Origin of the sequence: Klebsiella sp. JN_Kp121, from assembly GCF_040062145.1 — a bacterium.
In the GTDB taxonomy this organism is placed as follows: Bacteria; Pseudomonadota; Gammaproteobacteria; order Enterobacterales; family Enterobacteriaceae; genus Klebsiella; species Klebsiella aerogenes.
The window spans coordinates 513,144-533,755 of record NZ_JBEAHX010000001.1 but is presented as its reverse complement, the minus strand read 5'-3'; the positions used below and the strand labels follow the sequence as shown (position 1 = coordinate 533,755).

The 20,612-nt window shown below is 54.8% G+C and carries 19 protein-coding genes and 3 tRNA genes; all 22 read right to left on the bottom strand.

Translation table 11 applies throughout. The annotated features are described in order from the left end of the window. Nucleotides 1-205: 205 nt before the first annotated feature. The 22 genes from ABLU86_RS02545 to sdhC all read right to left on the bottom strand — a co-directional run bounded on the left by ABLU86_RS02545 (nucleotide 206) and on the right by sdhC (nucleotide 20,182). Nucleotides 206-281: transfer RNA gene (locus ABLU86_RS02545), tRNA-Lys, on the bottom strand. A 4-nt stretch (nucleotides 282-285) separates the two neighbouring features. Further along, nucleotides 286-361 (bottom strand) — tRNA-Val (locus ABLU86_RS02540). Nucleotides 362-388: 27 nt separating this feature from the next. Beyond that, nucleotides 389-464: transfer RNA gene (locus ABLU86_RS02535), tRNA-Lys, on the bottom strand. 161 nt (nucleotides 465-625) lie between these two features. Continuing rightward, a complete protein-coding gene (gene cpoB, locus ABLU86_RS02530) occupies nucleotides 626-1,429 on the bottom strand; it encodes a cell division protein CpoB (RefSeq protein WP_015704771.1) in 804 nt (267 codons plus the stop codon). A gap of 9 nt (nucleotides 1,430-1,438) precedes the next feature. Next, the gene (gene pal / locus ABLU86_RS02525; RefSeq protein WP_002895068.1) at nucleotides 1,439-1,963 is read right to left on the bottom strand and encodes a peptidoglycan-associated lipoprotein Pal; all 525 of its coding nucleotides are present in this window, start codon (nucleotides 1,961-1,963) and stop codon (nucleotides 1,439-1,441) included. 34 nt (nucleotides 1,964-1,997) lie between these two features. After that, a complete protein-coding gene (gene tolB / locus ABLU86_RS02520) occupies nucleotides 1,998-3,290 on the bottom strand; it encodes a Tol-Pal system beta propeller repeat protein TolB (RefSeq protein WP_015367659.1) in 1,293 nt (430 codons plus the stop codon). 130 nt (nucleotides 3,291-3,420) lie between these two features. Further along, nucleotides 3,421-4,740, bottom strand: a complete 1,320-nt coding sequence (gene tolA, locus ABLU86_RS02515; protein ID WP_047049207.1) for a cell envelope integrity protein TolA — start codon at nucleotides 4,738-4,740, stop codon at nucleotides 3,421-3,423. A gap of 89 nt (nucleotides 4,741-4,829) precedes the next feature. Further along, entirely contained in the window at nucleotides 4,830-5,258 is a 429-nt protein-coding gene (gene tolR / locus ABLU86_RS02510; RefSeq protein WP_015367661.1) for a colicin uptake protein TolR, read from the bottom strand. Nucleotides 5,259-5,261: 3 nt separating this feature from the next. Next, the gene (gene tolQ, locus ABLU86_RS02505) at nucleotides 5,262-5,954 is read right to left on the bottom strand and encodes a Tol-Pal system protein TolQ (protein ID WP_015704769.1); all 693 of its coding nucleotides are present in this window, start codon (nucleotides 5,952-5,954) and stop codon (nucleotides 5,262-5,264) included. Beyond that, nucleotides 5,951-6,355 (bottom strand): tol-pal system-associated acyl-CoA thioesterase, encoded by a 405-nt coding sequence (gene ybgC, locus ABLU86_RS02500; protein ID WP_004859689.1) that lies wholly within the window; start codon nucleotides 6,353-6,355, stop codon nucleotides 5,951-5,953. Before ybgC ends, tolQ begins: the two co-directional genes overlap by 4 nt. 160 nt (nucleotides 6,356-6,515) lie before the next feature. Beyond that, nucleotides 6,516-6,806, bottom strand: coding sequence for a cyd operon protein YbgE (ybgE, locus tag ABLU86_RS02495; protein WP_015367664.1), 291 nt, complete (start codon nucleotides 6,804-6,806; stop codon nucleotides 6,516-6,518). Continuing rightward, nucleotides 6,806-6,919 (bottom strand): cytochrome bd-I oxidase subunit CydX, encoded by a 114-nt coding sequence (cydX, locus tag ABLU86_RS02490; RefSeq protein ID WP_004100325.1) that lies wholly within the window; start codon nucleotides 6,917-6,919, stop codon nucleotides 6,806-6,808. The genes ybgE and cydX overlap by 1 nt, the downstream gene beginning before the upstream one ends. Nucleotides 6,920-6,934: 15 nt before the next feature. Continuing rightward, nucleotides 6,935-8,074, bottom strand: coding sequence for a cytochrome d ubiquinol oxidase subunit II (cydB, locus tag ABLU86_RS02485; RefSeq protein ID WP_348796180.1), 1,140 nt, complete (start codon nucleotides 8,072-8,074; stop codon nucleotides 6,935-6,937). Nucleotides 8,075-8,089: 15 nt separating this feature from the next. Beyond that, nucleotides 8,090-9,658, bottom strand: a complete 1,569-nt coding sequence (cydA, locus tag ABLU86_RS02480) for a cytochrome ubiquinol oxidase subunit I (RefSeq protein WP_015367666.1) — start codon at nucleotides 9,656-9,658, stop codon at nucleotides 8,090-8,092. Between the two features lie 791 nt (nucleotides 9,659-10,449). Next, nucleotides 10,450-11,319: a succinate--CoA ligase subunit alpha gene (gene sucD, locus ABLU86_RS02475; RefSeq protein ID WP_015367669.1), complete on the bottom strand. Its 870-nt coding sequence runs from the start codon at nucleotides 11,317-11,319 to the stop codon at nucleotides 10,450-10,452. Then, nucleotides 11,319-12,485: an ADP-forming succinate--CoA ligase subunit beta gene (sucC, locus tag ABLU86_RS02470; RefSeq protein WP_015367670.1), complete on the bottom strand. Its 1,167-nt coding sequence runs from the start codon at nucleotides 12,483-12,485 to the stop codon at nucleotides 11,319-11,321. The genes sucD and sucC overlap by 1 nt, the downstream gene beginning before the upstream one ends. A 145-nt stretch (nucleotides 12,486-12,630) precedes the next feature. Then, a complete protein-coding gene (gene odhB / locus ABLU86_RS02465) occupies nucleotides 12,631-13,851 on the bottom strand; it encodes a 2-oxoglutarate dehydrogenase complex dihydrolipoyllysine-residue succinyltransferase (RefSeq protein ID WP_020079338.1) in 1,221 nt (406 codons plus the stop codon). 14 nt (nucleotides 13,852-13,865) lie between these two features. Beyond that, nucleotides 13,866-16,673 carry a 2-oxoglutarate dehydrogenase E1 component gene (gene sucA, locus ABLU86_RS02460; protein ID WP_015367672.1) on the bottom strand — a complete coding sequence of 936 codons (2,808 nt, stop codon included), beginning with the start codon at nucleotides 16,671-16,673 and terminating at the stop codon, nucleotides 13,866-13,868. A gap of 265 nt (nucleotides 16,674-16,938) precedes the next feature. Further along, entirely contained in the window at nucleotides 16,939-17,655 is a 717-nt protein-coding gene (gene sdhB, locus ABLU86_RS02455) for a succinate dehydrogenase iron-sulfur subunit SdhB (RefSeq protein ID WP_020079339.1), read from the bottom strand. 15 nt (nucleotides 17,656-17,670) lie between these two features. Continuing rightward, complete coding sequence (sdhA, locus tag ABLU86_RS02450) at nucleotides 17,671-19,437, bottom strand: succinate dehydrogenase flavoprotein subunit (protein ID WP_032707635.1); 1,767 nt, start codon at nucleotides 19,435-19,437, stop codon at nucleotides 17,671-17,673. Continuing rightward, nucleotides 19,437-19,784: a succinate dehydrogenase membrane anchor subunit gene (sdhD, locus tag ABLU86_RS02445; protein ID WP_015367674.1), complete on the bottom strand. Its 348-nt coding sequence runs from the start codon at nucleotides 19,782-19,784 to the stop codon at nucleotides 19,437-19,439. The genes sdhA and sdhD overlap by 1 nt, the downstream gene beginning before the upstream one ends. Next, on the bottom strand, nucleotides 19,778-20,182 hold the full coding sequence (sdhC, locus tag ABLU86_RS02440) for a succinate dehydrogenase cytochrome b556 subunit (protein WP_020079340.1): 405 nt from the start codon (nucleotides 20,180-20,182) through the stop codon (nucleotides 19,778-19,780). The genes sdhD and sdhC overlap by 7 nt, the downstream gene beginning before the upstream one ends. Nucleotides 20,183-20,612: the final 430 nt, after the last annotated feature.

The window sequence follows — 20,612 nt, the reverse complement described above, 5'->3', positions numbered from 1 at the left end:
AACCGCCGACCCCCTCCTTGTAAGGGAGGTGCTCTCCCAGCTGAGCTAATCACCCGAAACTGCGCTGGATACTACCGATACTGCTTCCACCGACCCCATCATTAAGATGGTGGGTCGTGCAGGATGACTCGCTTCGCTCGCCCTACGGGCCGTTGCTGAAGCAACGTTATCCTTCACGTTTAACACCGAAGTCCGATGTTAAAGATGGTGGGTCGTGCAGGATTCGAACCTGCGACCAATTGATTAAAAGTCAACTGCTCTACCAACTGAGCTAACGACCCGAAGTGGTGGGTGATGACGGGATCGAACCGCCGACCCCCTCCTTGTAAGGGAGGTGCTCTCCCAGCTGAGCTAATCACCCGATACTGCGCTGGATACTTCTATTAAGTGGTGGGTCGTGCAGGATTCGAACCTGCGACCAATTGATTAAAAGTCAACTGCTCTACCAACTGAGCTAACGACCCACTCTGGCGTCGCTTTGGGCTTGTTCGATATCCCTTGGCAACGGCGGCATATATTACTGATTTCAGATTTCAGCGCAACTAAAATTTCGATAAAGATCACTTAACTGCTTGGGTTTCGTGCGACAAGACCAGAAATAACGCGATTTCTGGTCATGCCATAATCAACCCAGGGCGTTAAGGCGTTTTTGCGCTTGTTTCGCACCATCGGTGCCAGGGAATTTGCTGACTACCTGCTGGTAAACCGCTTTCGCTTTCGCGGTGTCGCCTTTGTCCTGCATGATAACGCCGACTTTAAACATCGCATCCGGCGCTTTCGGGGATTTCGGATAGTTTTTCACCACCGAGGCAAAATAATATGCCGCATCGTCTTTTTTCCCCTTATTGTAGTTCAACTGTCCGAGCCAGTAGTTGGCGTTCGGCTGATAAGTTGAATCCGGGTACTTCTTGACGAAGTTCTGAAACGCCACCATTGCGTCATCCTGGCGGGACGAATCTTTAACCAGCGCAATAGCCGCGTTGTAATCGGTGTTGGCATCCCCGGTCATCGCAGGCGCCCCGGAAGACGCCGCTGGCGCCGTACTGGCGGCAGCCGAACTTTGATCGCCGGAAGACGACGGAGCCTGCGCCTGCGCGCCTGCCGCTGCTGCTCCGCCACCGCTCGTCAGCCCGTCGATCTGTTGCAGAATCTGCTTCTGGCGTTCGACAATCTGATTGAGCTGATACTGATTTTCCTGAATCTGACCGCGCAGGGAATCAATATCGCTTTGGTTATCGGAGAGTTGTTGCTGGAGTTGGGTTAAAAGCTGGCTGTGAGCATTGGAAATACGCTCAAGTTGAGTGACGCGGTCTTCGACCGAGCCTGAGCCGACACTACTGATTGGCGCCTGAGCAAAAGCGGCCCAGGGGGCCGCTATGCCAACCAGTAACGACAGACTCAATAAATGATGTCTGAAGTTACTGCTCATGCAATTCTCTTAGTAAACCAGTACGGCGCGACGGTTTTTGGCATATGCCGCTTCGTCATGACCCAGTACTGCAGGTTTTTCTTTACCGTAAGAAACGATGGAAATCTGGTCAGCAGAAACACCTTTGCCCTGCAGATACATCTTAACGGCGTTAGCACGACGCTCACCCAGAGCGATGTTGTATTCCGGAGTACCGCGCTCATCCGCGTGACCTTCTACGGTCACTTTGTAGGACGGGTTGCTACGCAGGAAGTTAGCGTGCGCATCCAGCATTGCAGCGAAGTCAGAACGGATATCGTACTTGTCCAGATCGAAGTAAACGATGTTGTTCTGCTGCAGCTGCTGCATCTGCAGACGCGCTTGCTCTTCGGAAGACATGTTGCCGCCGTTACCGTTAGCGTCCATACCAGTGCCGGCACCCAGCATGCCTTCACCGCTCTGGTCGTTGCTGGCGTTCTTGTTGGAAGAACACGCCGCGATTGCCATAACCGGCAGAGCGATCATCAGCCCTTTCAGCACTTTGTTCAGTTGCATTTCTTTGATTCCTTTAATAATCAATTATTTATTATCACAGATACGGCGACCAGGCAGGGAATTTTACCTGTCCATCAGTTGCCGGAAGACGCGCTTTGAAACGCCCATCTGTAGAAACCAGATTCAGCACGGATCCCATCCCCTGAGAAGAGCTGTAGATTACCATAGTGCCGTTAGGTGCCAGACTTGGCGTTTCATCTAAAAACGTTGATGACAGAACCTGCACACCACCCGCTTCCAGATCTTGCTTAGCAATGTGTTGCTGACCGTTGGCCGAGCTTACCATTACCATAATTTTACCATCAGCGCTGACGTCAGCATCCTGGTTCTGCGAACCTTCCCAGGTAATACGCTGCGGCGTACCGCCGTTGATGTTGACTTTATACACCTGAGGACGGCCAGCCTGGTCGGAAGTAAACGCCAGGTTCTGGCTATCCGGGAACCAGCTCGGTTCGGTGTTATTGCTGCGACCGTTAGTCACCTGACGAATCTGGCCGGAGCCGAGGTCCATCACGTACAGGTTCAGGCTACCGGTTTTCGACAGTGCGAATGCCAGTTTGCTGCCATCCGGCGAGAAGGCCGGCGCGCCGTTGTGCTGCGGGAAGGAAGCAATCTGACGGACTGCGCCATTCGCCAGCGTCTGGACTACCAGCGCGGAACGGCCGCTTTCGAAGGTCACATAGGCCAGTTTAGAACCGTCCGGAGACCATGCCGGCGACATCAGCGGCTGCGATGAACGGTGAACCAGGAACTGGTTGTAGCCATCGTAGTCAGAAACGCGCAGCTCATACGGGAACTGGCCGCCGTTGGTGCGAACCACATAAGCGATACGGGTACGGAAAGCGCCTTTAATCCCGGTCAGCTTTTCGAATACCGCGTCGCTGGCAGTATGTCCGGCATAACGCAGGTACTGCTTGGTCACTTTGAAAGAGCCTTGCGACAGGATGGTACCCGGCGCACCGCCGGTATCCACCAGCTGATAGGCAACCTGGTAAGAACCGTCAGGGTTTGGCGTCACCTGGCCTACGACCACGGCGTCAACGCCCAGCGCGGACCATGCCGCAGGCTGCACTTCCTGAGCGCTACCCGGCTGCTGAGGCAGGCGCGAGCGATCCAGCGGATTAAACTTGCCGCTATTGCGCAGGTCAGCCGCTACCACGCCGCCAATATCTTCAGGCGCAGCGCCCGGGCCAGCCCACTGGAATGGCACCACACCGATGGGGCGCGCCGAGTCCACCCCCTGGGTGATCTCGATGCGTACTTCTGCGTGCAGCACCGCCGCCCACAGCATCAAAAAACCAAATGCTACTCGTAATGCCTGCTTCATCATATCTCCCTTATCCGGGCGGAAAGCCCACGATAATTTAGCAGAATGTTAACAAACCCAAATACACAAAACTACCAAAACCCTGTGACTACCATAGATTGTTTTTCCCCGCTTGCACGGGGAAAAACGATTACAGTTTAAAGTCTAGTGTGGCATTTTTTATTTTCTCATAAACAGCCTGACTTGGCGGTTTAGGAATACTCGCAGTACGTGCTGCCGTTAATGCCGCCTGACACAGCGCAGGGTCGCCTCCTTCAGAGGTGATATCCTTCAATGTACCGTCAGGCCTAAGATTGATATGCAACACGCAACGCTTGCCTTGATAGAGGCTTGCATCATACAGGCGGCTTTGAATAGCCATCTGTATTTGCTTTGCGTATGCGCTGATATCAGCGCCCGTAGCCCCACCGTTGGCGCCAGAGGCGCCGCTATCTTTCGATGGCTGGCCATTGCCTTTAGCGCCACCGCCGGTTTTCGGCGCATTCTTACCTGAGCTCAGGTCACCGAGCAGATCGTCAACACCGCTTGCTTCTTTAGCAGCAGCGGCTTTCTTGGCCGCGGCGGCCTTCGCGGCTGCGGCCTTGGCCGCTTTATCAGCCGCCGCTTTTTCTGCGGCGGCTGCTTTGGCGGCAGCGGCTTTTTCGGCAGCTGCGGCTTTTTCAGCAGCGGCCTTCTCGGCTGCAGCTTTTTCCGCGGCAGCTTTCTGGGCAGCGGCTTTTTCAGCGGCGGCCTTTTCTGCCGCAGCCTGTTTCGCCGCTTCCTGCTGGGCTTTCTTCTCGGCCTGCTGCTGCGCTTTCTTCTCTGCATCCTGCTGAGCTTTTTTCGCCGCTTCCGCTTCGGCTTTCTTCTGCGCATCCGCGGCGGCTTTCGCCGCTTCGGCTTCCGCCTGTTTCTTCGCGTCAGCGGCTGCTTTGGCTGCCGCCTTAGCGGCAGCCGCTTCCGCGACTTTCGCCTGGGCATCGGCCTTCGCTTTGGCATCAGCAGCGGCTTTAGCGGCAGCTTCCTGCGCTTCTTTCGCCTGGGCGTCTGCTTTCGCTTTTGCCGCGGCCGCCGCCTTGGCTGCCGCTTCTTCAGCCTGTTTTTGCTGCTCTTTCGCTTCTTTAGCCGCTTCCTGCGCCTGCAGACGTTCTTGTTCCATTTGCTTCAGGCGTTCCTGCTCGGCAGCCTGTTTTTCCCGCAGTTCCTCGGCCTGCTGCTGAGCCTGCTTTTCACGCTGCTCGGCCGCGCGACGCGCGCTGGACTGCTGTTGCTGCTGGCGGTTGTAGTTGTTGACTACCGCGCCAGGATCGACCATCACCGCATCAATGGACGAACCTCCGCCGCCGCCGGAAGTATCCAGATGCTCGTCGAACGAACTCCAGATCAGTAGCGCAATCAGAATGATGTGCAGCACCACTGAAACTATGATCGCTCGTTTAAGCTTATCGTTTTGTTCGGTTGCCTTTGACACTATCGGTTCCCAAAAACTGTTCGCCTGTTGCCGCTTAAAGCAACGGCGGAATGCTATCGATATCCACCGCCGCTCGCTCCGCGGGCCGATTAAATAGGCTTGGTCATTAAGCCAACCGATTTAACCCCTGCGCTATGCAACAGGTTAAGCGCTTTAATGATTTCATCGTAAGGCACATCTTTCGCGCCACCGATAAGGAACACCGTCTTCTCGTTCGCTTCGAGTCGGCGCTTCGCTTCAGCAATGACCTGCTCCGGCGGCAGTTGGGACAACGTTTCCTGACCGACTTTCACGCTGTACTGCCCTACTCCGGAGACTTCAACGATAACCGGTGGTTCATCGTTGCTTTTCACCGCTTGCGACTCCGTGGCGTCCGGCAGATCGACTTCCACGCTCTGCGTAATGATCGGCGCTGTCGCCATGAAGATCAGCAACAGCACCAACAGGACATCCAGCAGCGGAACGATGTTAATCTCGGACTTCAGTTCGCGACGTCCGCGTCCACGTGCTCTGGCCATGGCTTACCCCTTATTGCTTTCGCTGCTGGTAAACGCCTGACGGTGCAGAATGGCGGTGAACTCTTCCATAAAGTTGTCGTAGTTCAGTTCAAGTTTGTTCACGCGCTGGTTCAGACGGTTGTAGGCCATAACCGCCGGGATGGCGGCAAACAGACCGATTGCCGTGGCGATCAGCGCTTCCGCGATCCCCGGCGCAACCATCTGCAGCGTCGCCTGCTTCACCGCGCCGAGGGCGATAAAGGCGTGCATGATCCCCCAGACGGTACCGAACAGGCCGATATACGGGCTGATGGAACCCACGGTGCCAAGGAACGGAATATGCGTTTCCAGCGTTTCCAGTTCGCGGTTCATCGAGATACGCATCGCGCGCGACGCCCCTTCGACAATCGCTTCCGGCGCATGGCTGTTGGCACGATGCAGACGCGCGAACTCTTTAAAGCCGCTGTAAAAAATCTGCTCGGAACCGGCGAGGCTATCGCGACGGCCCTGGCTCTCCTGGTACAGGCGAGACAGTTCAATACCGGACCAGAACTTATCTTCAAACGCTTCGGCTTCGCGGCTGGCGGAATTGAGGATACGCGTTCTCTGAATAATAATAGCCCAGGAAGCGATAGAAAAACCAATCAAAATCAACATGATAAGTTTAACCAGAAGGCTCGCCTTCAGGAACAAATCAAGGATATTCATGTCAGTCACTGCTTAAACTCCGCGACAATAGACTTGGGAAGCGCACGAGGCTTCATTAAGAGTGGATCAACGCACACAATGAGAACTTCAGCTTCGTTCAAAACTGTATTCTCGGCGTTGACGATTCGCTGCGTGAAAACCAAAGAGGTGCCTCGCATCGAGGTAATTTCCGTCTGGATTTCGAGCATGTCGTCGAGTCTGGCGGGCGCAAAATACTCCAGCGTCATTTTGCGAACGACAAAGGCAACTCGTTCAGCCAACAGAACCTGCTGACTGAAGTGATGGTGGCGCAGCATCTCTGTGCGTGCTCTTTCATAAAAAGCGACGTAACTGGCGTGGTAAACCACACCACCGGCATCGGTATCTTCGTAGTAGACCCGGACCGGCCATCGAAACAGCGTTGTATTCACTTTACATCCCGGTAATGCAAAAAAAGAGTAGTGCTTTCAAACTTCGCTACTATACGCGCGGGAATCGTGGTTTGGAATGGGAGAAAGTAAACGGCGAGTAAATTTTTATGGGCTTATGCAAGCCCATGCGGTTAACAGACTTCTCTTATACTCTTATCTTTCAAAAGAAGAAAAAGATCAGGCCTGCAAAGAGAACAATATCAGCGATAAGCGGACAGAAAATCCCCTGCCAGTGCACGGCTTTCGGACGGAAGCCCACACCGTGAATGACGCCGGCGCACACCGCCCACATCAGCAAGAAACCATGCCAGATTTCAAGCCCACTGGTCTTCGCCGCAAAGCGCGACGGATCCCAGAAGATGCAGCCTGCCAGCAGCAGCGCCATTAATAAGGAAAGCGCCCTTAACGGGCGCTTGTCCATCATCGCGTAAAGGGTCGCGATAATTTTCATCAATGCTCTTCTTTACCTGCTTTGGTTGCTTCCACGTGCTCAAGCGCCAGCGCGGTAATCACCCCAAAGGCACAGGCAAGCAGCGTTCCCAAAATCCATGCGAAGTACCACATATATAGCTCCTTACCTTAGTACAGCGAGTGGGTGTTCTTTTCGATGTCTTCGCGGGTAATGCGGCCAAACATCTTCCAGTAACACCAGGTGGTGTAGCCGAGGATAATCGGCACAAACACGATAGCCACGTAGGTCATCACATTCAGCGTCAGCTGGCTGGAGGTGGCATCCCACATCGTCAGGCTCGCATTTAGCATCGTGCTGGACGGCATGATGAACGGGAACATCGCGATACCCGCGGTCAGGATGATGCAGGCCAGCGTCAGCGAGGAGAACAGAAACGCCATGGCGCCTTTATCTGCTTTTGTCGACGCGACGGTCAGCAGCGGGAGCACCACGCCCAGGGCAGGAATAGCCCACAGCGCTGGCATATTGTTAAAGTTAACCATCCACGCGCCGGCTTCACGCGCCACTTCTTTGGTCAGCGGGTTAGACGGGCCGGTATGATCCAGCACCGATTTCACCACGTAACCGTCGATACCGTAGTAGACCCATACGCCCGCCAGCGCGAAGCAAACCAGCGTCACCAGCGCCGCCACCGTGGAGACGGTGCGGGTGCGCAGATGCAGTTCGCCTACGGCACGCATCTGCAGGTAGGTCGCGCCCTGCGTCAGGATCATCGCCACGCTGACGATACCCGCCAGCAGACCAAACGGATTCAGCAGCTGGAAGAAGTTGCCGGTGTAGTACAGACGCAGATACTCATCAATATGGAACGGTACGCCCTGCAGCAGGTTGCCGAAAGCCACGCCGATAACCAGCGGCGGCACAAAGCTCCCCACGAAGATGCCCCAGTCCCACATGTTGCGCCAGCGGGTATCTTCAATCTTGGAGCGGTAGTCGAAGCCCACCGGACGGAAGAATAAAGATGCCAGCACCAGAATCATCGCCACATAGAAGCCGGAGAACGCGGCGGCGTATACCATCGGCCAGGCAGCAAACAGCGCGCCGCCGGCGGTGATGAGCCACACCTGGTTTCCGTCCCAGTGCGGGGCGATGGAGTTGATCATGATTCGACGCTCGGTGTCATTACGACCGAGGAAACGGGTGAGCATGCCCACCCCCATGTCGAATCCGTCGGCGACGGCGAAGCCAATCAGCAGGATGCCGATCAGTAGCCACCAGATTAAACGCAATACTTCATAATCGATCATTTGACGACTCCTGTCTTAGCGTGCCGACTGAATAGCCGCGGAGGACTGTTCAAAGTGATAGCGACCCGTTTTCAGGCTGCTCGGTCCTTTGCGGGCAAACTTGAACATCAGGAACAGTTCAGCCACCAGGAACAGCGTATACAGACCGCAGATCAGCAACATCGAGAAGATCAGATCGCCCGCGGTCAGCGATGAGTTCGCCACCGCTGTAGGCAGCACTTCACCAATCGCCCACGGCTGACGGCCATACTCGGCAACAAACCAGCCCGCTTCAACGGCAATCCACGGCAGCGGCAGACCGAAGAACGCGGCGCGCAGCAGCCATTTTTTCTCGCCAATGCGGTTACGAATCACGGTCCAGAAAGAGGCGCCGATAATCAACAGCATCAGTACGCCGCACGCCACCATGATACGGAAGGCGAAGTAGAGCGGCGCTACGCTCGGAATAGAGTCTTTGGTCGCTTTAGCAATCTGCTCTTCCGTGGCGTCGGCGACGTTCGGGGTATAGCGCTTGAGCAGCAGGCCATAACCGAGGTCTTTCTTAACATCATTGAACCGATCACGTACCGCCTGATCGGTGGAACCGGCGCGCAGCTGTTCCAGCAGCGCATAGGCTTTCATCCCGTTACGAATACGCTCTTCATGCTGCGCCATCAGATCTTTCAGACCGATAACCGGCTTATCCACCGAGCGGGTAGCGATGATACCCAGCGCGTAAGGGATCTGGATGGAGAAGTGGTTGGTTTGCGCTTCCTGATCGGGAATACCAAACAGGGTAAAGGCAGCCGGCGCCGGCTGAGTTTCCCATTCTGCTTCAATCGCCGCCAGTTTGGTTTTCTGCACGTCACCCATTTCGTAACCGGACTCATCGCCGAGGACGATAACGGAGAGGATAGCGGCCATACCAAAGCTTGCAGCAATCGCGAAGGAGCGCTTAGCAAAGGCGAAATCACGACCTTTAAGCATGTACCAGGAGCTGATAGCAAGGATGAACATCGCGCCAGTCACATAGCCGGAGGCCACGGTGTGGACGAATTTAACCTGAGCAACCGGGTTCAGGACCAGCTCAGAGAAGCTGACCATCTCCATACGCATGGTTTCAAAGTTGAAATCCGATGCGATCGGGTTCTGCATCCAGCCGTTGGCCACCAGGATCCACAGCGCGGAGAGGTTAGACCCCAGAGCGACCAGCCAGGTCACCGCCATGTGCTGAACTTTGCCCAGACGATCCCAACCGAAGAAGAACAGACCTACAAAGGTAGATTCGAGGAAGAAGGCCATCAGACCTTCAATGGCCAGCGGCGCACCGAAGATATCGCCCACATAGTGAGAATAGTAAGACCAGTTAGTCCCGAACTGGAACTCCATGGTCAAACCGGTTGCGACACCCAGAGCGAAGTTGATACCAAACAACTTGCCCCAGAACTTGGTCATATCTTTATAAATCTGTTTGCCGGAAAGGACGTAGACCGTTTCCATAATGGCCAGCAGGAACGCCATACCGAGCGTTAGCGGCACAAAAAGGAAGTGGTACATCGCGGTCAAGGCAAACTGTAAGCGCGACAGTTCGACTATATCTAACATCATGACTCCTTGCTCATCGCATGAAGACTCCGAGAACGAACCCAAAATTCAGGTTCATACGCATGCCCCAATACAAAATTATTTGCTCCCTGGTACGTTACTGCTCATCTGGCGATGAAACAGTGCCCTCGCAAAGGTTACAAATACGTTAACGAAAAAACCAAATGATTCTCTAATATATTACGCCGCAATAACCTTACAATAAATAGGATTTTATTGTTCCAGCTTTACATTTTTCGACGGTGATCAATATATAGCGAAAATGCCCTGAATAGGCCAATTTGATTTGCGACAATTTAACGTTTTTTGGGGATTTTTTCCAAGTATTAAGCATTGATATAAATCAATTTTTCCCGCCTATGTTAATTATGTGGCGCAATAAAGAATAACAGTGAAATTGATGTTAAAAATGTGTTTAAAGTCTGCCGCTAGCGGTTACTAAAAAGAGAGAGATGAGAATTATAGGTAATATAATTTTAACTTTGACCAATTTAAGGTAAGAAATGATGCGATCCTAATAATGTTAGACCGGTCACACTATTTTTCCCAATCGAAATGCAAAAAATAACGTCTGCGTTTTTCTGTTTATTTTCACATAAAATTAACCATCTCCCCTCCCCCGGCAAAGCGGCGAGTGATTATTCCCAATAATATTCAGTAAATCAATATAATAGCGTTTTTTAACGCAAGAGAGCGCCTGCGGCTGTCGACAAGGCAAAAAAAAGGCCACCTGACGGTGGCCAACCATGTCGAAATCGGACATTAGTCTGCTCCTGAGGAGCAGTGAGGGTTTACTTGATGATAGCTTTCAGCGCTTCGCCGATATCCGCCAGGCTGCGAACGGTTTTCACACCGGCCGCTTCCAGCGCAGCAAATTTCTCATCAGCAGTACCTTTACCGCCCGCGATGATGGCGCCGGCGTGGCCCATACGCTTGCCTTTCGGCGCGGTAACGCCCGCGATGTAGCCGACAACCGGCTTAGTCACGTGCTCTTTAATGTAAGCTGCCGCTTCTTCTTCCGCGCTGCCGCCGATTTCACCGATCATGACGATCGCTTCGGTCTGCGGGTCTTCCTGGAACATTTTCAGGATATCGATGAAGTTGGAGCCCGGGATCGGGTCGCCGCCGATACCGACGCAGGTAGACTGGCCGAAGCCGTAGTCGGTGGTCTGCTTAACCGCTTCATAGGTCAGGGTACCGGAACGTGAAACGATGCCCACTTTACCCGGCTTGTGAATGTGACCCGGCATGATGCCGATTTTGCACTCGCCCGGGGTGATAACGCCTGGGCAGTTCGGGCCGATCATGCGAACGCCAGCTTCGTCCAGCTTCACTTTCACGGTCAGCATATCCAGGGTCGGGATACCTTCGGTGATGGTGATAATCAGCTTAATGCCCGCGTCGATAGCTTCCAGAATGGAGTCTTTGCAGAACGGCGCCGGAACGTAGATGACGGTCGCAGTCGCGCCGGTGGCTTCAACGGCTTCGCGCACGGTGTTAAATACCGGCAGACCCAGGTGGGTGGTGCCGCCTTTACCTGGCGTTACGCCGCCAACCATCTGAGTGCCGTAAGCGATCGCTTGTTCAGAGTGGAATGTACCCTGGCTACCGGTAAAGCCCTGGCAGATAACCTTGGTGTCTTTATTAATTAAAACTGACATTATTTCCCCTCCACTGCGGCAACAACCTGCTGTGCTGCGTCCGTCAGACTTTTCGCTGCAATAATATTCAGGCCGCTGTCAGCCAGTTTTTTCGCGCCCAGTTCGGCGTTGTTACCTTCGAGACGTACAACAACCGGTACGTTAACACCCACTTCTTCAACTGCGCCGATGATGCCGTCAGCGATCAGGTCGCAACGTACGATACCGCCGAAGATGTTAACCAGAACCGCTTTAACGTTGTCGTCAGAGAGGATGATTTTAAACGCTTCGGTCACGCGCTCTTTGGTCGCGCCGCCGCCAACGTCGAGGAAGTTAGCCGGTTCGCCGCCGTGCAGCTTAACGATGTCCATGGTACCCATCGCCAGGCCTGCGCCGTTAACCATGCAACCGATGTTGCCGTCGAGCGCAACGTAGTTCAGTTCCCACTGCGCCGCCTGAGCTTCGCGCGGATCTTCCTGAGACTGGTCGCGCATTTCACGCAGATCCGGCTGGCGGAACAGCGCGTTGCCGTCAGCGCCCAGTTTACCGTCGAGGCAGATCAGGTCACCCTGCTTGGTGATAACCAGCGGGTTGATTTCGATCAGCGCCAGATCGCGCTCCAGGAAGATGGTCGCCAGACCCATGAAGATCTTGGTGAACTGCTGAACCTGTTTACCTTCCAGACCCAGTTTGAACGCCAGTTCGCGACCCTGGTAAGGCATCGGGCCCGCCAGCGGATCGATGGCGATCTTGTGGATCAGGTGCGGGGTTTCTTCCGCTACTTTTTCGATTTCCACGCCGCCTTCGGTAGACGCCATGAACACCACGCGACGGGAGCTACGGTCAACAACCGCGCCCAGATACAGCTCTTTATCAATATCGGTCGCCGCTTCAACCAGAATCTGGTTTACCGGCTGGCCGTTAGCATCTGTTTGGTAAGTCACCAGGCGTTTGCCCAGCCAATGCTCAGCAAAAGCGCGAATCTCTTCTTTGCTCTTAACTACTTTCACACCGCCCGCTTTACCGCGGCCACCAGCGTGAACCTGACATTTCACTACCCACGGACCCGCGCCGATTTTTGAAGCGGCTTCTTCTGCTTCACGCGGAGTAGTACAGGCATAACCCACCGGCGCCGGTAAGCCATAGCGGGCAAAAAGTTGTTTTGCCTGATATTCATGTAAGTTCATGTGTTCAGTCCATCCTTCAGGTAATAATTATCTTTAAACCTGTAGGCCTGATAAGACGCGCAAGCGTCGCCATCAGGCATCTCATCAACGCCGGATGGCGGCGCGAACGCCTTATCCGGCCTACGGTAGGTAATACTCTTACTGACTACACGTCCAGCAGCAGACGAGTCGGATCTTCCAGCAGCTCTTTAATCGCTACCAGGAAGCCTACCGATTCACGTCCGTCGATCAGACGGTGGTCGTAGGAGAGCGCCAGGTACATCATCGGCAGAATTTCTACCTTGCCATTGACCGCCATCGGACGGTCTTTAATGGCATGCATACCCAGAATGGCGCTCTGCGGTGGGTTGATGATCGGCGTGGACATCAGAGAACCGAATACGCCGCCGTTGGTAATGGTGAAGTTACCGCCGGTCAGGTCATCTACGGTCAGCTTGCCGTCACGGCCTTTCACTGCCAGCTCTTTAATATTCTTTTCGATATCCGCCATGCCCAGCAGGTCAACGTCACGCAGCACCGGAGTCACCAGGCCACGTGGGGTCGAAACCGCCATGCTCACGTCGAAGTAGTTGTGATAAACCACATCGTCGCCATCGATGGAAGCATTCACTTCCGGGTAGCGTTTCAGCGCTTCAACAACCGCTTTCACGTAGAAGGACATGAAGCCCAGACGGATACCGTGACGTTTTTCGAACGCTTCGCCGTACTGCTTACGCAGATCCATAATCGGCTTCATGTTGACTTCGTTGAACGTGGTCAGCATGGCGGTAGAGTTTTTCGCTTCCAGCAGACGCTCGGCAACGCGTTTACGCAGACGGGTCATCGGTACGCGTTTTTCAGAGCGGTGGCCCAGTTGCGCAACCGGCGCCGCAGCAGCGGCTGGCGCTTTCGCTTCAGCTTTCGCCGGCGCGCTCGCCAGATGTTTCTCAACGTCTTCGCGGGTCAGGCGGCCGCCAACGCCGGTGCCTTTAATCGCCGCCGCGTCGAGGCTGTGTTCAGCCAGCAGACGACGGATAGCCGGGCTAAGCGCGTCGTTGCTCTGCTCTTCCAGAGACGCTTGCTGACGCTGAGCCGGGGTGGACTCTTTGGTATCAGCTTTCGCATCAGCGGCTTTACCGGCGCTGTTGCCTTCACGCAGGCGGCCCAGAATCTGACGAGACAGCACGGTGGCGCCTTCGTCTTCCAGTACTGCATCCAGAATGCCGTCCGCTGATGCCGGTACTTCCAGTACCACTTTGTCAGTTTCGATTTCGACCAGAACTTCGTCGCGGACTACCGCGTCGCCCGGTTTTTTGTGCCAGGTGGCGACGGTTGCGTCAGCTACGGACTCAGGAAGGTCGGGAACCAGAATATCTACGCTACTCATTGTGTATCCTTTAATTAATCGACGTTCAGCGCGTCATTGACCAGATCTTGTTGCTGTTTCTGGTGAACGGACATATACCCTACCGCCGGAGAGGCGGAGGCCGGGCGGCCTGCATAACGCAGAGAGGCCCCAAATGGAACTACTTCACGAAGGTGGTGCTGGCTGCAGTACCATGCGCCCTGGTTGAGCGGCTCTTCCTGGCACCAGACAAAATCGTGGACGTGCGAGTAAGCTTTCAGCGCTTCCTGTACCGCCTGATGCGGGAACGGATAGAGCTGTTCGATACGCACGATGGCGACATCTTTTTGCTCGTTTTTACGGCGCTGTTCCAGCAGGTCGTAGTAAACCTTACCAGAGCACAGTACGACGCGTTTCACGGCTTGCGGATCGAGTTCGTCGATTTCGCCAATCGCCGGCATAAAGGTGCCGTTCGCCAGTTCGTCCATGCTGGAAACCGCCAGCGGGTGACGCAGCAGAGATTTCGGCGACATGACCACCAGCGGACGGCGCATACCGCGCAGCGCCTGACGACGCAGCATGTGGTAAACCTGTGCCGGAGTGGACGGTACGCAAACCTGCATGTTCTGCTCAGCGCACAGCTGCAGATAACGTTCCAGACGCGCGGAGGAGTGCTCCGGGCCCTGCCCTTCGTAGCCGTGCGGCAGCAGCATCACCAGGCCGCACATCCGGCCCCATTTCTGCTCGCCGGAGCTGATGAACTGGTCAATCACCACCTGCGCGCCGTTGGCGAAGTCGCCGAACTGCGCTTCCCAGATGGTCAGGGTACGTGGTTCCGCGGTGGCGTAACCGTATTCGAATGCCAGTACCGCTTCTTCAGACAGCACGGAGTCCCAGACGCGGAACTGGCCCTGGCCGTTGTGTACGTTCTGCAGCGGCGTATAGGTAGAACCGTTGCTCTGGTTATGGATAACCGCATGACGGTGGAAGAAGGTACCGCGACCGGAGTCTTCGCCGGACAGACGCACCGGGATACCCTCATCAACCAGGGTGGCGTACGCCAGGTTTTCCGCCGCGCCCCAGTCGAACAGTTTCTCACCGGCGGCCATCAACTGACGGTCGCCGTAGATTTTCGCTACGCGAGACTGCATCTCAACGGTTTCCGGCACCGTACTGATGCGTTTGGCCAGCTCTTGCAGACGTTTTGGCTCAACTTTATCCGGGTAGCTCTCGTCCCACTCATGGTTGAGGTATGGAGACCAGGTAAAGGAGTGCATGTTCATCGGACGCCATTCCGCTACCACGCAATCGCCGGCATCCAGCGCATCGCGGTAGAGGTTAACCTGTTCGGTAGCGTCTTCCAGCGTCGCGACTTTGTCCTGTTCCAGCTTGTCAGCATAGATTTTGCGCGGAGTCGGATGCTTTTTGATTTTCTGGTACATCAGCGGCTGGGTTGCGCTCGGCTCGTCGGCTTCGTTGTGGCCGTGACGGCGATAGCACACCAGGTCGATGAAGACATCGCGTTTGAAGGTATTACGGAAATCCAGCGCCAGACGGGTAACGAAAGCAACCGCTTCCGGGTCATCCGCGTTAACGTGGAAAATCGGCGCCTGAACCATCTTACCGATATCGGTGCAGTACGGCGTAGAACGCGCATCCAGCGGGTTGGACGTGGTGAAGCCAACCTGGTTGTTGATAACGATGCGAACGGTTCCGCCCACTTCGTAACCGCGCGCTTTGGACATGTTCAGGGTTTCCTGAACCACGCCCTGGCCGGCTACCGCGGCGTCGCCGTGGATGGTGATTGGCAGCACTTTGTTGCTGCTCGGCTCGTCCAGACGATCCAGACGGGCGCGTACGGAGCCGATAACCACCGGGCTGACGATTTCCAGGTGCGACGGGTTAAACGCCAGCGCCAGGTGAACCAGACCGCCTTCGGTTTCCATATCGGAAGAGAAGCCCATGTGGTACTTCACGTCGCCGGTGCCGAGGTGTTCTTTATGTTTGCCCGCGAATTCGTCGAACAGGTCCTGCGGTTTTTTACCCAGCACGTTGACCAGTACGTTCAGACGACCACGGTGCGCCATACCAAGCACCACTTCACGGGTGCCACTCTTACCGGCGTGGCGGATGATCTCTTTGAGCATCGGGATTAACGCATCGCCGCCTTCCAGCGAGAAGCGTTTCGCGCCCGGGAATTTGGCGCCGAGATAGCGCTCCAGGCCTTCCGCGGCGGTCAGTTCGCTCAGGAAGCGCTTTTTCTCTTCCGCGGTGAAGCTCGCTTTGCCTGCTACTGACTCAATGCGCTGCTGGATCCAGCGTTTTTCTTCAGTAGAGGTGATGTGCATGTATTCCGCGCCGATGGAGCCGCAGTAGGTTTGCTTAAGCGCCGCGATCAGGTCGCCCAGCTTCATCGTGTCTTTTCCGATGGCGAAAGAACCTACGTTATAGCTTTCCTGGAAATCGGCCTCGGTGAGATCGTGGTAAGCCGGATCGAGATCCGCCACTCTCTCTTGCTGCCACAGTCCCAGCGGATCGAGATTCGCCTGCTGGTGACCACGGAAGCGGTATGCGTTGATGAGCTGCAGGACTTTAACCTGCTTCACATTGGTATCAGGGTCGGATATCGAAGAAGTGTAACGTGAGGCATCCTTCGCCAGTCGACGGAAATAATCACGCGTTTTCGAATGAAATTGATCCGGTTTAACTCCGGTGCCAGGTAACTGCTGGAACATCGAACGCCAGTTGGCGTCAACAGAGTCAGGATCGGTTAAGAAGTCTTCATAGAGCTGTTCTATCCAGCTCTGGTTCGAACCAGAGAGGTAAGAAGAGTCCAGCCAGGCTTTCATTGCGCCGTTCTGCATCGTGATCCCTTAAGCATTTTTATGCTTATTTCGCCGTAGAAACTACCACGCACACCGAGTGCACGTGCCGGGGTTCACTTGTTGCGGACGAGTTGTGGTTTCTATCCGCTAAGGAACCTTTAAAAACTGTCTAACTATCAGGGGCAGTTTTTAGAGGTTTCCTGCTATATCTATTGCCTGATGGCGCTTCGCTTATCAGGCCTACAAGATACGATCCTGTAGGCCGGATAAGACGTTTACGTTGCCATCCGGCAACGAAAACAACTTACGCGCTGCGCTGCAGCAGCATCGACTTAATATGGCCGATAGCGCGCGTTGGGTTCAATCCCTTAGGACACACACTGACGCAGTTCATAATGCTGTGACAGCGGAATACGCTGAAAGCATCGCTCAGACCTTCCAGACGCTCGCTGGTTTCGGTATCGCGGCTGTCGATCAGGAAGCGATACGCGGCCAGAAGGCCTGCCGGGCCGATGAACTTGTCCGGGTTCCACCAGAACGACGGGCAAGAGGTCGAACAACATGCGCACAGAATACACTCGTACAGACCATCGAGTTTCTCGCGCTGCTCAGGCATCTGCAGATGCTCGCGAGCCGGAGGATTTTGCCCATTATTCAATAAGTAAGGCTTGATCTTCTCATATTGTGCGTAGAATTGCCCCATGTCTACCACCAAATCGCGGATAACCGGCAATCCAGGCAGCGGACGGATAACAATTTTCTTACCCGGCTGATTCAGCGCGGAGATCGGCGTGATGCACGCCAGACCATTTTTACCGTTCATGTTCAGACCATCGGAACCGCACACCCCTTCACGGCAGGAGCGGCGGAACGACAGCGACGGATCTTTTTCTTTCAGCTGGATAAGCGCATCCAGCAGCATCATGTCGCGACCTTCTTCCGCGTCGAGGGTGTAATCCTGCATATGCGGAGCGTCGTCAACATCCGGGTTATAGCGATAAATTGAAAACTCGAGTTTCATATTCCTGTCTCCGCATTAATAAGTACGAATCTTCGGCGGGAATGCCGGACGCAGTTTCGGTTCCATGTTGACCGCTCGACGCGTCATGGATTCCGACTCTGGCAGATACAGGGAATGGCACAGCCAGTTTTCATCATCACGTTCCGGGAAGTCGAAGCGGCTATGCGCGCCGCGGCTTTCGGTACGGAAGTTAGCGGATACCGCCGTGGAATACGCGGTTTCCATCAGGTTATCCAGCTCCAGGCACTCAACGCGCTGGGTGTTGAACTCGCTGGAAGTGTCGTCCAGGCGCGCATTTTTCAGACGCTCGCGGATCTCTTTCAGCTGTTCCAGACCTTTATGCATCGCGTCGCCTTCACGGAAGACCGAGAAGTTATGCTGCATACATTCCTGCAGCGCTTTGCGGATAGCGACCGGGTCTTCGCCGGAACGGGTGTTGTTCCAACGGTTGAGGCGGTCCAGGGAAGCTTCGACATCGGACTCGCTGGCAGCGCGCAGCGCGCCCTGCTCGGCGATGGATTCCTGCAGATGCAGACCCGCCGCACGGCCGAAGACCACCAGGTCCAGCAGCGAGTTGCCGCCCAGACGGTTGGCGCCATGTACCGATACGCAGGCGATTTCGCCAACGGCGAACAGGCCCGGGATCACCACATCTTCGCCCTTCTCGTTCACGGTCAGCGCCTGGCCAGTCACTTTGGTCGGAATACCGCCCATCATGTAGTGGCAGGTTGGGATAACCGGAATCGGTTCTTTAACCGGGTCAACGTGGGCAAAGGTACGAGACAGTTCAAGAATGCCCGGCAGACGGGATTCCAGCACTTCTTTACCCAGGTGATCCAGTTTCAGTTTAGCGTGCGGACCCCACGGACCATCGCAGCCGCGGCCTTCGCGAATTTCGATCATGATGGAACGTGCCACCACGTCACGACCCGCCAGGTCTTTCGCGTTCGGCGCATAACGCTCCATAAAGCGCTCGCCGTGTTTGTTCAGCAGGTAACCGCCTTCGCCGCGGCAACCTTCGGTGACCAGCACCCCTGCCCCGGCGATACCGGTCGGGTGGAACTGCCACATTTCCATATCCTGCACCGGAACGCCCGCGCGCAGAGCCATACCGACGCCGTCGCCGGTGTTGATGTGGGCGTTAGTGGTGGATTGATAAATACGACCTGCGCCGCCGGTCGCCAGCACGGTAGCGCGGGCTTTGAAGTACACCACTTCGCCGGTTTCGATGCACAGTGCGGTACAACCAACCACCGCGCCGTCCTGGTTTTTCACCAGATCGAGGGCATACCATTCGGAGAAGATAGTGGTGTGGTTTTTCAGGTTCTGTTGATACAGGGTGTGCAGCAGCGCGTGACCGGTACGGTCGGCCGCCGCCGCGGTGCGTGCCGCCTGCTCGCCGCCGAAGTTTTTCGACTGGCCGCCAAACGGACGCTGATAAATACGGCCGTCATCAAGACGGGAGAACGGCAGGCCCATATGTTCCAGCTCAAGAATCGCTTCCGGGCCGGTCTTACACATATATTCGATGGCGTCCTGGTCGCCGATATAGTCCGACCCTTTTACGGTGTCGTACATGTGCCATTCCCAGTTATCTTCATGGGTATTACCGAGCGCGACGGTGATGCCACCCTGCGCGGAAACGGTATGGGAACGGGTAGGGAAAACTTTAGAGAGCAGCGCACAGGTCTGTCCGCTCTGGGAAATCTGCAGCGCCGCGCGCATACCTGCGCCGCCGGCACCAATTACAACTGCATCAAATTCTCTGACTGGCAATTTCATTACACACCCCACACCACAACAAATCCATAAAGAACGTAAGCCACCAGCGCCACAACGATAATCAGTTGCAGAACTAAGCGCACGGCCAGTGGTTTAACGTAGTCCGTCAACACCTGCCACATACCGATCCAGGCGTGAATCAGGATGGAAACGAGAGCCAGCAGGGTAAAGACTTTGGTGAACGCGGAGGAGAAGAATCCGGTCCAGATTTCCCAGGAGATCTCACCGGAGGTGGCGAAGAAGCCAACCATGTAGATGATGTAGAGGGTCAGAACGATGGCGGTAGCACGGACCAGAATAAAGTCATGTACGCCGTTGCGTCCCAGTGCTGAGGCGTTGCTTACCATACGAGGACTCCTGCGAGAAGTGAAAGCACGACAGTAATAACAAAAGAAATTTTGGCGGAGCGTGTCCCTGCTTCGAGGGTTTCTTCCAGATAGCCAAAGTCCATCAGCAGATGGCGGATACCGACAACGGCGTGGTAAGCCAGCGCGGTGAGGATGCCCCACATGATGAACTTCACGAAGAAGCTATTCATGATGGAAGCGGCCGTCAGGAAGCCCTCCGGAGAGGAAAGGCTGGTGCCCAGCAACCAAAGCAGAATTCCGACCGCCACAAAAGTGATCACACCGGATACGCGATGGAGAATGGACGCTATCGCCGTGATTGGGAATCGAATCGTTTGTAGATCCAGATTGACAGGTCTTTGTTTTTTCACATTTCTTACCATGAATAACGCCCACATGCTGTTCTTATTGTTTCCTTCCTCCGGTCTGCTTGCGGGTCAGACAGCGTCCTTTCTATAACCAGAAGTCATGTTAAAACCCCTTTCCAGGAGTAAAAGCGTGACCAAACAACGCTGGGTGGCTCGGGATTGCAGGGTGTTCCGGAGACCTGGCGGCAGTATAGGCCGTTCACAAAATCATTACAATTAACCTACATATAGTTTGTCGGGTTTTGTCCGGAACAGTGATCAAGGTCACGATTACAACATTATTTTAAATTTTAATCACCTGATTTGACAAATATTAAACATTCTTGTTACAACCATTACTAGATTAATGCAATAATGCCCAAAAGTTATGGGGTCACTCTTTCACCTGAGAATAAGTTATGTAACAGTGTGATGGTATTGACCGATGTAATCAGGACAGTTATTAGTGGTATACAGGTTT